This window comes from Haloarchaeobius iranensis (assembly GCF_900103505.1).
In the GTDB taxonomy this organism is placed as follows: Archaea; Halobacteriota; Halobacteria; order Halobacteriales; family Natrialbaceae; genus Haloarchaeobius; species Haloarchaeobius iranensis.
On sequence record NZ_FNIA01000005.1, the window covers coordinates 94,050 to 106,622 of the forward strand.

At 68.7% G+C, this 12,573-nt stretch carries 16 protein-coding genes; 11 read left to right on the forward strand and 5 right to left on the reverse strand.

Annotation, left to right across the window (positions count from 1 at the left end; genetic code table 11):
- The first annotated feature begins 76 nt into the window (after positions 1-76).
- Both BLT27_RS05785 and BLT27_RS05790 read left to right on the forward strand, forming a co-directional pair.
- Positions 77-1,501: a dihydroorotase gene (locus BLT27_RS05785; protein WP_089732093.1), complete on the forward strand. Its 1,425-nt coding sequence runs from the start codon at positions 77-79 to the stop codon at positions 1,499-1,501.
- 6 nt (positions 1,502-1,507) lie between these two features.
- Complete coding sequence (locus BLT27_RS05790) at positions 1,508-2,110, forward strand: nucleotidyltransferase family protein (RefSeq protein ID WP_089732094.1); 603 nt, start codon at positions 1,508-1,510, stop codon at positions 2,108-2,110.
- 5 nt (positions 2,111-2,115) lie between these two features.
- Here the strand turns inward: BLT27_RS05790 and BLT27_RS05795 are convergent, their stop codons facing one another.
- Entirely contained in the window at positions 2,116-2,388 is a 273-nt protein-coding gene (locus BLT27_RS05795) for a hypothetical protein (RefSeq protein WP_139172261.1), read from the reverse strand.
- Between the two features lie 69 nt (positions 2,389-2,457).
- Positions 2,458-3,606: an XdhC family protein gene (locus BLT27_RS05800; RefSeq protein WP_089732096.1), complete on the reverse strand. Its 1,149-nt coding sequence runs from the start codon at positions 3,604-3,606 to the stop codon at positions 2,458-2,460.
- Between the two features lie 155 nt (positions 3,607-3,761).
- On the opposite strand from BLT27_RS05800, the gene BLT27_RS05805 reads away from it, so the two are divergent.
- The 3 genes from BLT27_RS05805 (at position 3,762) to BLT27_RS05815 (ending at position 6,650) form a co-directional block, all read left to right on the forward strand.
- The gene (locus BLT27_RS05805; RefSeq protein ID WP_089732097.1) at positions 3,762-4,772 is read left to right on the forward strand and encodes a hypothetical protein; all 1,011 of its coding nucleotides are present in this window, start codon (positions 3,762-3,764) and stop codon (positions 4,770-4,772) included.
- A gap of 80 nt (positions 4,773-4,852) precedes the next feature.
- On the forward strand, positions 4,853-5,434 hold the full coding sequence (locus BLT27_RS05810; RefSeq protein ID WP_089732098.1) for a DUF7097 family protein: 582 nt from the start codon (positions 4,853-4,855) through the stop codon (positions 5,432-5,434).
- 1 nt (position 5,435) lies between these two features.
- Positions 5,436-6,650, forward strand: coding sequence for a glycosyltransferase family 87 protein (locus tag BLT27_RS05815; protein ID WP_089732099.1), 1,215 nt, complete (start codon positions 5,436-5,438; stop codon positions 6,648-6,650).
- Between the two features lie 49 nt (positions 6,651-6,699).
- Here BLT27_RS05815 and BLT27_RS05820 read toward each other — a convergent pair whose 3' ends face one another.
- Together BLT27_RS05820 and BLT27_RS05825 are read right to left on the reverse strand one after the other, a co-directional pair.
- Positions 6,700-6,945: a UPF0058 family protein gene (locus BLT27_RS05820; RefSeq protein ID WP_089732100.1), complete on the reverse strand. Its 246-nt coding sequence runs from the start codon at positions 6,943-6,945 to the stop codon at positions 6,700-6,702.
- 92 nt (positions 6,946-7,037) lie between these two features.
- Entirely contained in the window at positions 7,038-7,232 is a 195-nt protein-coding gene (locus tag BLT27_RS05825; protein WP_089732101.1) for a DUF5800 family protein, read from the reverse strand.
- 103 nt (positions 7,233-7,335) lie between these two features.
- Here BLT27_RS05825 and BLT27_RS05830 point away from each other — a divergent pair, with 103 nt between their 5' ends.
- Both BLT27_RS05830 and BLT27_RS19040 read left to right on the forward strand, forming a co-directional pair.
- The gene (locus BLT27_RS05830) at positions 7,336-8,190 is read left to right on the forward strand and encodes a polymer-forming cytoskeletal protein (RefSeq protein WP_089732102.1); all 855 of its coding nucleotides are present in this window, start codon (positions 7,336-7,338) and stop codon (positions 8,188-8,190) included.
- Between the two features lie 117 nt (positions 8,191-8,307).
- Entirely contained in the window at positions 8,308-8,784 is a 477-nt protein-coding gene (locus BLT27_RS19040) for a hypothetical protein (protein ID WP_139172262.1), read from the forward strand.
- 48 nt (positions 8,785-8,832) lie between these two features.
- Here the strand turns inward: BLT27_RS19040 and BLT27_RS05835 are convergent, their stop codons facing one another.
- Positions 8,833-9,363, reverse strand: a complete 531-nt coding sequence (locus BLT27_RS05835; RefSeq protein WP_089732103.1) for a hypothetical protein — start codon at positions 9,361-9,363, stop codon at positions 8,833-8,835.
- Positions 9,364-9,529: 166 nt separating this feature from the next.
- On the opposite strand from BLT27_RS05835, the gene BLT27_RS05840 reads away from it, so the two are divergent.
- The 4 genes from BLT27_RS05840 to BLT27_RS05855 all read left to right on the forward strand — a co-directional run bounded on the left by BLT27_RS05840 (position 9,530) and on the right by BLT27_RS05855 (position 12,542).
- Positions 9,530-10,711: a redox-regulated ATPase YchF gene (locus tag BLT27_RS05840; RefSeq protein ID WP_089732104.1), complete on the forward strand. Its 1,182-nt coding sequence runs from the start codon at positions 9,530-9,532 to the stop codon at positions 10,709-10,711.
- Positions 10,712-10,776: 65 nt separating this feature from the next.
- Entirely contained in the window at positions 10,777-11,232 is a 456-nt protein-coding gene (locus tag BLT27_RS05845) for a hypothetical protein (protein ID WP_089732105.1), read from the forward strand.
- A gap of 70 nt (positions 11,233-11,302) precedes the next feature.
- Positions 11,303-11,839, forward strand: coding sequence for a hypothetical protein (locus BLT27_RS05850; RefSeq protein ID WP_217639099.1), 537 nt, complete (start codon positions 11,303-11,305; stop codon positions 11,837-11,839).
- A gap of 40 nt (positions 11,840-11,879) precedes the next feature.
- Entirely contained in the window at positions 11,880-12,542 is a 663-nt protein-coding gene (locus BLT27_RS05855) for a DUF7978 family protein (protein ID WP_089732106.1), read from the forward strand.
- Positions 12,543-12,573 lie beyond the last annotated feature (31 nt).

Consider the following 12,573-nt stretch of genomic DNA (forward strand, 5'->3'; position numbering starts at 1 on the left):
GGCGCGTCGCGAGGACACCCGGGTCGCTGCCCTCGCTGGGATAGCTCTAAGTCCCCCGATACTGTCTCTTGGTACCATGGCACGAGCAGACCTCTGCATCCACGACGCTCGCGTCGTCACGCCGTCGGGCACCATCCACGGCGGCGTGGCGTCGACCGACGGCACCATCACCGCGGTCGGCGGCGACGGCTCGCTGCCCGACGCGGACCGGACCATCGACGCCGGGGGGAACTACCTCGTCCCCGGCTTCATCGACCCGCACGTCCACTGGGGGCTGTCGCGCTACGAGTTCGAGTACCACGAGGGGCTCGAGCACGACTTCGAGACGGAGACGCGGGGCGCGGTCCACGGCGGCGTGACGACGGTCGTGAACTTCCTGCTCCAGCCCGAACCGTACCTGCCGGACATGGAGTTCTTCCGACGGGCCGGCGAGGAGAACTCCTACATCGACTTCGCCTACCACGCCATCATCCACAAGGACCACCACTTCGAAGAGGTAGACGGGCTCGCAGAGGAAGGCGTCCGGTCGTTCAAGATTTTCTTCAACTGGTACAAGCACGCCGCGCCGGAGCTGGGCATCGAGCACTCCCACGCGGGCCGGGTGTACGACCTGCTGTCGCAGGTCGCCGACATCCCGGGCGGCGTCGTGATGTTCCACGCCGAGAACGAGGACATCGCCTACGAGCGCCGCCAGGAGCTGCAGGAGGAGGGCCGCAACGACCTCGGGGCGTGGTCGGAGTCCGCCCCGAACATCTGTGAGTTCATGCAGATCGAGCAGATCGGCCACATGACCGAGCTGACCGATTCCCGGGCGTACATCGTCCACATGTCTACGGGGGAGGGCGTCGACATCTGCAAGTGCTTCCAGGAGCGGGGCGTGAACCTCCACGCGGAGACGCTGCCGGCCTTCCTCACCCACACGAAGGACGAGGAGGAGCTGGGCGTCTGGGGGAAGATCTCGCCGCCGCTCCGTGGCGAGTGGAGCAAGGACCGCCTCTGGCAGGGGCTCCGGGAGGGCACTGTCGACTACCTCGGCACGGACCACTGCCCGCACAAGATAGAGTTCAAGGAGAAGGACACGGGCAAGCACGGCGACATCTGGGACGCCATCCCCGGCGACAACAACGGCATCGAGTACTTCCTGCCGGTGCTGCTGAGCGAGGGCGTCAACAGGAACCGCATCAGCATGGAGCGCCTCGTGGAGATCTGTGCCGAGAACAACGCCAAGCGCTGGGGCCTCTACCCCCGGAAGGGCGCGCTCGTCGAGGGGAGCGACGCCGACATGGTGGTCGTCGACATGGAGAAGTCGAAGGTCGTCGACGACGACTTCTACCACACGATGGAACCCCGCTACTCGACGATGCACGGGATGGAGCTGACCGGCCTGCCGACCCACACCGTCGTCGGCGGCGAGGTCGTCGTCGAGCACGACGAGCTGCAGGTCGAGCCCGGCGGCCGGCACTACCTCCACCGCGGCGACAGCGGCGTCGAACTGGAGTAGGTCGGCGTGACCCTGCCCCGCTCCGTCGTCGGCGTCCTCCTCGCGGCCGGCACCGCCTCGCGCTTCGGCGACGGCCAGAAGCTCCTGGCCGAACTCGACGGCGAGCCGCTGGTCCACCACGCGGCCCGGACGCTCCTCGACGCGAACGTCGACGGCATCGTCGCGGTGCTCGGTGACCGGCGCGAGCGCGTCGCCGCGGCGCTCCCCGAGGGGGTCGAGACGGTCCACAACCCCGACTACGCGGAGGGCCAGGCGACGACGGTCGCTCGCGGTGTGCGAGCGGCCGCCGACCGCGGCGCTGACGCGGCCGTCATCGCGCTGGGGGACATGCCCTGCGTCGACGCCGGCACCGTGGCTGCGCTCGTCGACGCCTTCCGGGGCACCGGGAGTGACATCGTCGTCCCGACGGCCGAGGGGCGGCGCGGGAACCCGGTACTGTTCGGCGCGGCGCACTTCGACACGCTGCAGAGCGTCTCGGGCGACCGTGGCGGCCGGGCGCTGTTCGACAGCTACCCGGTCGAGCGCGTGGCGGTCGCGGACCCCGGCATCCACCTGGACGTCGACACCGAGGACGACATGCAGGCGCTGGCAGAACGGTGTCCGGAGTAGCTCCGCTACGGCACGACGACGGCCCGGTACCGAACCTCGCCGGCGTCCATCGCGCGGTAGGCGGCCTCGGCATCGGCGAGGGGGACCGTCTCGACGGCGGTCTCGGCCTCCTCGGGGATGGCGGCGAGCGCCCCGGCCCTGGCGGTGGCGTACTCGGCGTAGCCGCCGTCGCGGTGCAGCCCCATCACGGGCTTTGCCTCGCAGAGGACGAACTCGCCGGCCTCGGTCATCTGCACCGCACGCATCGTCCCGTCGGGTGTGGGTAAATCGTTTGACATGGGTGCCACGTTACGGCCGCACCGACGTCGGTGGTTCCGGGCGTGGATTTACGTACCAGATCCGATAGTTCAGTCGTCGACGATGATCTCCCGCTCGCCGTGGATGGCGCCCTCGCGGTCGCGGAGCCGACCGCCCTCACGCCCGTTCAGCACGGCGAGCGCCTCGCTGACGATGCTGAGGGCGATCTGGACCGGCTCCCCGCCGCCGATGTCGAGGCCGACCGGCGTGGCGACGCGGGCGAGCTGCGCCTCGGTGAACTCGACGCCGTCGGCGGCGAGCTCCTCGCGGATCTGTTCGAACCGTTCCCGGGGGCCCATCAGGCCGACGTAGGGTGCGTCGCTCTCCAGCACCGACGCGAGCGCGAGCTCGTCGTCGAGCTTGTTGTGGCTCATCAGCACGACCGCGGTCCGCTCGTCGGCGTGCTCGCCGAGGTTCGCGGGCCGCAGCGACAGCACCTCGTCGGCGGCCGGGAACCGCTCCGGGTCGGCGTGGCCGCCGCGGGCGGTCGCCACGGTCACCGCGAAGCCGACGTGCCGTGCGAGGTTCGAGACCGGCCCGGTGTCGGGCTGGCCGCCGAAGACGAGCATCTCCGGAGCCGGCTCGACGCCGTCGACGAACACCGTCACGTCGCCGGCCTCGGCCGAGACGGTCCGGGCGACCCAGGTGCCCGTCTCGGCGCAGTCGACCGCCTCGTCGCGGATCGCCTCGACGACGCCGTCGGGCAGCCCCGCCCGGTCCGACGGCGTGGCGACCGTTCCGTCCGTCTCGACGACGGCGCGGGCCCCGAGCGGTGCGTCGCCGTCCACGGCGGTCACCGTCGCGACCGAGTCACCCGTGTCGAGCGCCGCGAGCACCGCGTCCCACGAGTCGTCGACCGGTTCGACGAGCACGTCGATGACGCCGTTGCAGCCGAGCCCGAGCCCCCACTCGTCGTCGTCGTCCATCAGGTCGAACGTCTCGATGACGGGCTCGCCCGACGCGAAGACGGGGTTCGCGAGGTCGACGACCGGCCCCTCCAGACAGCCGGCGGTGATACCGCCGAGATGGTCGCCCTCGGGTGTCAGTACCATCTTCGCGCCCGGACGGCGGTACGCCGAGCCCTCGACGTCGACCACCGTCGCCACCGCGCCCGGCTCGCCCGACTCGCGGAGCGACGACAGCCGCCGCTTCACGTCGAGCGCGGTCGCGCTCCAGGGGTCCGCCGTAGATTGGTACATGGTATCGTTTAGCAGTCGAGGTGGTTTAGCCGTTTTCCCGACCGCCCGGTCGGTCGAATGGGCTGAGGATACAGGTACTGAGCGCTCTGAGTTCTATATATCTAATAGCAATCTCCACAAGCTATTTTTGTTGGGTTCGAGTAGCGCTCGATGCAATGTCCGACCCAGCGACCCCCCGCAGACGTACAGTCCTCAAGCGACTCGGTGCCGGCGGCCTCGCGCTCCTTGCCGGCGGCACGGCAGCCGCCGGCGCGTCCCCCGACGACCCGCCCTGTTCACCCTACGAGTGTCCGGGGCAGTACCCGGACTACCCCATGTTCGACGACGACGACGACAGCGCGACCTCCTACAGCACCGACTACGACACCGAGCACCAGTCCGTCGCCAAGGTGTACGAGCCGCAGGTCCCCGAGGACGGAGACGGTGAGCCCATCGTCGACAGCTGGGTGGTCTGGATGACGACCTCGTCGTTCGTCAGCACGACCGCCCGAGAGGACCACCCACTCGACGGCTACATCGACTACATCATGGAACAGGAGACGGTCTGTACGTACGAAGAGGGCTCCGGGACCTCCCTCGACCAGAAGAACCTCGACGGCTGGTACGGTGCCAAGGGCTTCACCGATGGCGACGACTCCTACGGCTGGGACGACTTCGCCTTCGACACCGTCGAGTACGGCGCCGGCTTCGTCCCCTACGTGGGGACCGGGCAGGCGACCTGGAACTATCTGGACGGCGTCGCCTCCGGTGTCAGCGAGAACATCGACAACACCGAGGAGATCACGCGACGCTGGCACTACAACGACGGCGACGAGACCCCGCTTCCCGGCGGCCCCTGGAAGGGCAAGACCACGACCTATCTCAAGTTCCGCGCCGACATGAACGAGAGCACCACGATGGACATCACGCTCGACAACGAACCCACCACCTACGACAACTTCGGCAAGACCCACACCACGATGTCGTTCACGTTGGACGCCCCCGACGTGCAGCCACAGGCCCTCTCCGAGCTCTCGGACGAGAAGCTCGCCGAGATGGGTATCGACCGCATCGACTCCGACACCATCCGGCGCAACCCCAGTCACGCCCGTCGACTCGGCGAGACCAGCCGCCAGCGCGTACAGGAGGGCGGCAGCGTGTACGTCGCACGCCGGACCGACCACTAGCGGACCCTCACGGTTCGATTCGCTGCTTCGGGTGGAGCGAACCCGACGTTTCAAATCCCACACCGCCCAACCCCCTCTCGATGGAGAAGACGCCGACGGGGACCTCCGTGGGGGTGGACGACCCGTACGAGCACGCCACGCTCTGTGACCACCTCACGGGAGAGGCCACCTGCCGGTACGCCTTCGAACACGCCCAGCACGACCCGGAGTTCGCCCGGGAGCGCCGCGCCGACGAGTTCGCGTGCCCGGTCGTCAGCGACGACGCGGCCCCGGACTGGGACTGGGGGGACTGCCCGCACTTCAGGGCGACGGCGACGGACCGGGAGTGTGCTCGTTGCGGCCTCGAAGCGAAGCCGATGCAGCTCGACGCCGACGAGCGGCCGCTGCTGGAGGAGCACCACCTCTCCTACGCCGACGCGGGCCGGGAGGTGAGCCACGAGATAACGGTGTGCCTCTGCCGGTGGTGTCACGCGAAGGTCCACGAGTCGTGGGCGCGGGTGACGGACGACGTGAACCCGGACGCCGAGGCCATCGCCGCACGGGAGGAGCGCCGGAGCAGGGAGCAGCGCGAGCTGTCGTTCGACACCGCGCGGGAGCGGCGGTCGGAGGACGACCACGAGGGCGACGACCGGCGCGGTGGGGCCCCCGGTGGCGGGGACTGAGATGGACCGGCGCACGCCACCCCGGCTGGTACTGCTCGCGGCGGTCGTCGTCGGCTGCAGCATGCTCGGTTCGCTCTGGCTGAAGCGCCCGGCTGACCTCGGGCTCGACCTCGCGGTGTACCGGGTTGCGGCGGACGCGTGGCTCTCGGGCGGAGCGCTGTACGAGGTGTCGCCGGCCCGCGCCCCCGAGTTCACGTTCCTCTATCCGCCCCTCTCGGTCCTGCTGTTCGTCCCGTTCGCGGTCATCTCGGAAGCGGCCGCGCTGGCGACCTTCTCGGCGCTGAACGTCGGGGCGGGGCTCGCGCTCGCCAGGGTAGTCGTCCGCTATCTCCGCGAGCGTGGCGTGGCGCTGTCCCGGGTGGACGTGGGGTTGCTGGCGGCGGCGTGTACGGTGTCGGGCTATCGGGGCGCGTCGCTGTACTTCTCGCAGGTGAACGTGTTCCTCGCCCTGGCGCTGGCGGTCGGCTTCGTCGCACTGGAGCGGGAGCGGGAGGAGCTGGCGGGCGCGGCACTGGCCTTGCCGGCGTTCCTGAAGCTCTTTCCCGTGGTCGTCGGCGCGTGGCTGCTCCGGCGGCGGGCGTGGCGCGGGGTCGCTGCGGCGGTGGGCGTCGGCCTCGGCCTGCACCTGCTCGGGGCGGTGCTGTTCGGCCCCGACCTGGTCCTGACCTACGTCGAGGTCGCGCTCTCGGAGCGCGCCGGTGTCGGGGTGTTCGCGGGCGGGCTCGGGGCGACGGAGACGTATCTGACGCTGCACCGGGCCGGCTCGCACCTCGTCGGCGGCGGTAGCCTGGCCCGATACGGCTTCGCCGCCGCGGTGCTGCTGCCGTCGCTCGCGGTCTGCTACCGGGACGTCTCGACGCCGGACCGCCGGCTCACCGCGTGGTTCGCGACGCTCGTCGCGATGCTCCTCGGCTTTCCGTCGTACCAGGTGTACGTCGGGCTCCTCCTGTTCCCGCTGTTCGCGCTGCTGTACGCGTTCCCGGGGGGTCGGGTCCGACAGCTGTTCCTCGTGGGGGCCGCGCTGTCGACGACGGTGTACGCCGGCGGGGAGTTCGTCGTGGCTGCGGGAGCCGTACCCGCCGTCGGGGGCCTGCTCGCGGCCGTGCTCCGGCCGGTGCTGACGCTCGCCGCGCCAGCGACGTACGGCCTGCTGTGTTGTCTCGGTGCCTGTGTGGCGTTGCACTTGACGACGGCCACCGGCGAGCCAGCCACGTGAGGAGAGCCGCGGCTCTCGGGGACGCGTCCGACGAACGCAGAAGACCTGCCTAGTGGACCAGCGGCGGGTCGGTGGGTTCGTCTTCGGTGCGCGCCTCGATGGCGGTCTCGATACCGGCGAGCAGGCGGTGGATGGCGGCTTCGTGGTCTCGTTTGTTCCGGTTGCACGCGTTCGGGCTGACACCGAGGGTGTCGTAGGCCGCGAACGCGTCCGGTGGAACCGACTCCCCCGTCTCCATATCTCGACGCACCAGGTTCAACAGCTGGTGTACGTGGAGGAGTTCTTGTTTTCGCATCCAACAGTGATTACTCTTCAAGCCGTGTAAAAGTGTAGCATCGTTCGCGAGGCGTAGCACTGGACTACAGCCCCACTCCTGGCGGCGAGCGGTCAGATGATGTCGCCGACGCGCCGTGGCTCCCCACGCAGGTCGGGGCTCTCCTCGACCATCTGGAGCACCTCGTGGTCCGTCACGTCGCGGTAGTCCTTCCCCGTTGCCTCCTCGATGAGCGCGCTCTCCAGTCGGAACTCGGTGCCTTCGTACACTACGTCGCAGCCGTCGTCGTCGAACGAGAGGGTTGTCATGTTCGGACGGAGGTGACGCGACGGTAAAAACCCACAGAAGCGCGTCTGACGGGCGTCAGACGCGGACACGGGGTTTAAGAGGCCGTAGAGCGGATACGGCTGTGTGTCGCTGAGTACGGACCCACTCGACGAACTCTCCATTCCCGACGGGACGACGGTGGAGGAGCACGACCTCGTGACCGACGGCGACGTGCTCATGGGCGGTCGCTCGACCGTCGAGTTCGGCATCCGGGGACGGAACGTCCTCGCGGGCGAGGGGGTCCGCATCGGCGGTGGCGTCGAAGCAGAGGCGGACTGCCGCCTCGACATGTGGTCCGACGTGGCCGGGAACGTCCTCGTCGGCCGTGACGCGTTCATCGGCGAGCGGACCCACATCGGCGGCCAGCTGATGGTCTCGGGCGACCTCGACGTCGGCGACGACGTGGACATCGAGGACGGCTTCGAGGCCAACGGCTGGATCGTCATCCGGAACCCGATGCCGACGATCGTCTTCCTGTTCGTCTACCTCAAGCAGCTGATGCTGCTCGGGGAGGAGGAGGCCGCACAGAACCTGGTGAACGAACTGTCGGACGAGGAAGACCCCGAGGAGCCGCCGCTCATCATCCCGCGGGGCGCGACGGTGAGCGACGACGCCTGGCGTGTCTCGACGCCGGCGTCCATCGGTGACGAGTGCCGGCTCCACGGCAACATCCGCGCAGAGTCCATCGAGGTCGGCCAGGACTGCAACATCTTCGGCAGCCTGCGCGCGAAGCACGACATCTACATTGGCGAGGGCACTCGCGTCCACGGCGACGTGACCACCCGCAAGGGCGAGGTCCGCATCGCGCCCGGCGCGCTCGTCCTCGGCGACGTCTCCTGCTCGGACCTGGAGCTCTCGAAGGGGGCGGAGGTCGACGGGACGATGCGTGCCCGGGGCAACATCACGATGCAGGGCATCGCGCGCCGCGACGTGGAGTAGTCGCAGTCTCGCTCGTTTCTTCCTCTGTTTACGTCTGGCTACCGGGAGTCCGGTTCGGGTTTCCGACGGTGAGTACCATCGGAAAACATATCGGCTGATGGATAGATGTTCTCGACGATGCAGCCCTCCAGACGGTCGCTGCTGGTCGGCCTCGGTACTCCGACGCTCTTCGGACTCGCCGGCTGTCTCGGTGCTGACGGCGAACAAGAGCGTGAGTTGATGATACGAGTCCGAAACCACACAGATGAAGGCCGACGACTCCGTGTCGAGGGAACGATAGGACAAGACACAGTTATCCAGCAGCGTCTGTCCGTTCCACCTACGCTATCGCCCGAGGTGCGCGCAGTTGGGACCGTGTTCTCGCTGGGGCAGCTATCGTCGGACACACAGGTGACGGTCGAGGTGACGATGGTCGGCAGCGACAGGACCGGGCGTGCGACCGTTACCACCGACTGTGCCGGGAACGTAGCGATTCGCGACAAACCAGCTCGTGGGAGCGCGGTCGAAGTGAGAGTTCGAGACGGCGGTTCGCTGCTGGTCGAAGGAGACGAGGATTCGAACAGATGTTTCTCCGACGACAACTGGGATTGGTAGAGCAGGTTGGGACGGGGACAAAACCTGTCGATGACCAGAACGAACTGCTTACTCGTCGATGGTCGTCTCCAGCAGCACCTCGGGCTCGACGAACTCGCCGTTCCAGACGACGGTGACGGTCTGGCCGGCCTCGGCCTCGAAGAACACCTTGTTCCCGACGGAGATGGGGTAGTCGACGGCGGCGGCCTCGCCCTCGTTCAGCTGGTCCTCGTCGGCGACCCAGTACGTGAACGTATCGCGCTCGTCGAGGCTGGCCGTGCCGGCGAAGCTACTGGTCGACGTGGCGTCGGGGACGACGGGGACGCGCTCGCCGTCGACGCGGACTTCGACGGAGGCGGTCGCGCCGGAGGTGACCTCGTCGCCGTCCATGTGGACGGCCTTCCGCCAGGTCTCCTCGACGGTCTCGATGGCCATGCTCAGTTCCGGCGCGGAGCGGGGGTCGGTACGTGTCGTCGCTGTCTCTGTCGGGTCGGTCGGCTGGCCGCCGGGTCCACCCGTGCCCAGCGTGGAGACACAGCCGGCGAGGCCCAGGGTCGACAGCGTCGTCGTCGTCGCGGCGAGGAGGTCGCGTCGTTTCATACGTGTAACTGTTCACACGATAGGGCTTTAGGAGGTTTCGGCTTGTCTCCGCTTCGTGTGGCAGTCTCTCGGTCCATGCCAACTTTACCCATACTATCATGGGTCTGATGGGAGGCCGTGACGCCGACCGAAAGGCAGTTTCCCGCGGCGCGAGTAGCGGCCTGGTATGCTCTCTATCGCGCTGGCGGGCAAGCCCAACGCGGGCAAGTCCACGTTCTACTCGGCGGCGACGCGGGCGGAGGTCGACGTGGCGAACTACCCCTTCACGACCATCGACGCGAACCGGGGCGTGACCCACGTCCGGACCGACTGTCCGTGTCTCGACCGCGACGAGCGCTGCGGGAACGACAACTGCCACGACGGCAAGCGATACGTTCCCGTGGAGCTGCTCGACGTGGCCGGCCTCGTCCCCGGTGCGCACGAGGGGAAGGGGCTTGGCAACCAGTTCCTCGACGAGCTGACGAACGCGGACGTCATCGTCAACGTCGTGGACGCCTCCGGCGCGACCGACGAGAAGGGCGAGCCCGTCGAGCCGGGCAGCCACGACCCCCTCGACGACGTGGACTTCATCGAGTCGGAGATGGACCTCTGGCTGGCGGGCATCGTCGACCGCAACTGGGAGTCAGTCGAGCGCAAGTCCCGCTCGCCGGAGTTCGACATGGACGAGGCGCTCGCGGACATGCTCACCGGCTTCGGCGCGACCCAGGCGGACGTGCAGGCGGTGCTGCGCGGGCTGGACTACCCCGACGACCCGATGGCCTGGACCGACGAGGACCGCGAGGCGCTCGCCCGCGACGTGCGCCGGCGCACGAAGCCCATCGTCGTCGTCGCCAACAAGGCCGACGTCGCGTCCGAGGGGAACGTCGAGCGCCTGCTCGCTCTCGACAAACCCGTCATCCCGGCGACGGCACAGGGCGAGCTCGCGCTCCGGAAGGGCGCGGAGGCCGGTGCCGTCGACTACGACCCCGGTGACGAGTCCTTCGGCGTCGTCGGCGAGGTGTCCGACGCCCAGCGCGAGCTGCTCGACGGGCTGCGCGACACCGTGGCCGAGTACGGCGGGACGGGGGTGCAGGCCGCGCTCGACTACGCCGTCTACGACCTGCTCGACCACCTGACGGCCTACCCGGTGCAGGACGCCTCGAAGTGGACCGACGCGAAGGGGAACGTGCTGCCCGACGCCTTCCTGCTGCCTCGGGGGTCGACTCCCGTCGACCTCGCGTACGCGGTCCACTCCGACATCGGGGATGGGTACCTGCACGCCGTCGATGCGCGAAGTTCGCGCGAGATCTCCGATTCGTACGAACTGGCGGAGGGCGATGTCGTGAAGATCGTCTCGACCGCGAAGTAGAGTCGGACGGGAGGCCCCCGTTCTCAGGCCCAAAGTATTCCGATTCGGGGTCGGAATTCGAAACCATGCCCTCCACCCGCCGCAACGTGCTCCGAGCGACGCCGGTGTTGCTCCTGTCCGGCTGTTCCGGAATCGACTCATCGCCGTCCAGGCCACCGACCAGCGAGTTGCCACCGTCGACTCCGCCAACCACCGAGGTACCACGTGTCGAGTCGTACCCGTTCACGTTCGACGGAACCGTCGAGGCGACCGACGGCGGAACTCGTGGCTGGTTCTTCGACGGGACGTTCACGAAACACGCGACGGTGTCTGGCTCCGTCACCCACGGCGAGCCGGTGTCGGTCGCGGTGACCGAGGAGAACGTCGAACGCGCTCGCTGGCCCGAGTCCATCGTCTCCGGGGATGTCGACGTGTCGGAGCTCGATATCGAGGCGGAGGTGACCGATGGGAACGGTTCGGTACTCCTCGACTGTGGTCAGGAGACGACCCTGGAGCTGACGGTCGAGGTGACGACGATCTAACATCGTGGGAACGGGCGTACTCGACCGGTGAGAGAGCCCTGCTCCCTCGACCCGGGAAATCCGCAGTGCCATGTCGGAAGTTCACACCAACTGTAAACTGTGGCTGCGGCGAACCCGCAGCCGATGCAGCCCACGTGATAGCGTCCCCGGTCGATTCCCAGCGTGCAACCCGTTCACTGACCACCAAATCGCAGTTCCCCGGCTCCCACCACGCCCCCCACATGGCCGAGACCCTCTCCCCCTCGACGAGCCACAGCCGAGCCAGCCCTATCTCAACCGGGGGAAGCTCGACGGCGTACTCTCGTGGTTCGACCCGGACGAGCCCGACTACGACCCGCTGCCGGTTATCGAACGCGACGGCGAGTGGGCGCTCATCGACGGCCACACCCGGGCGTTCGGCACGAGCCTCGCCGGGGCCGACGAGCTGCGGGTCGTCCACGACACCGACGACCACCCGCGAGAGCTGTACGGGCGGTGCGTGGAGTGGTGCCGTGACGTGGACATCACGACGGTCGCGGACCTCCACAGCCGGCTCGTGAGCGAGGGAGCCTACGAGCGGCTGTGGCTCGACCGCTGTCAGCGCGCCGCAGCCGAAGGCGGCGGTTGACCCAGTACACTCATGCGCTGTCGCGGGCTACTGACGGTGAATGTCACGTCGAGACGAACGACTCACCCGCGACACCGAGGTCGACTCGGTGGCGACGCTGTTCCTCTGGGTCCGGGGCGGTGCGTTCGGCGCGGTCGCGTTCCTCTTCGGCGTCGGGTTGTTCCACTTCATCCTCGGGTCCAGGTTCGCCGGCGAGGCAGGGGCCGCGGCCGCGGCCATCGGGCGCTGGCGCGTCTCGGCGTGGGTGTACTACAACGCCCACCTGGTCCCGACCGAGGGGGCCGCCCTCGAGGGGGTCTCCGTGGTCGCGGGCGGAGGGAACACGCTACTCCGGCTCGCGGCCGCGGACCCGCTGCTGTACGGGCTGTGTCTCCTCCCGCCCGCGATGCTCGTGGTCGGGGGCTACCGGACGGCAAAGCGCCGGCCGAAGAACACGCGGTGGCCCCGGGCGGGGGCCGCCGTCGCACTCGGCTACTGCTTCGTCGCGGCGGTGTTCCTCATGCTCGCGTCCATCCAGCCCGCGGGACCGATCCCTGGCGTGCCGGAGGGGGCCCGGCTGCGGCCGAACCCGTTGCTCGCCATCGGGCTCGCCGCGCTCGCCTACCCCTGTGTGTTCGGCCTCCTCGGAGCGGTGCTCGGCCGACGCGCGTCGTGGACCCGACCGAGCCAGCAGCGCCGCGACCGGCAGCGCCACCGGAAGTAGTCGGCCGTGCAGGCAGATCCCGTCGACGACC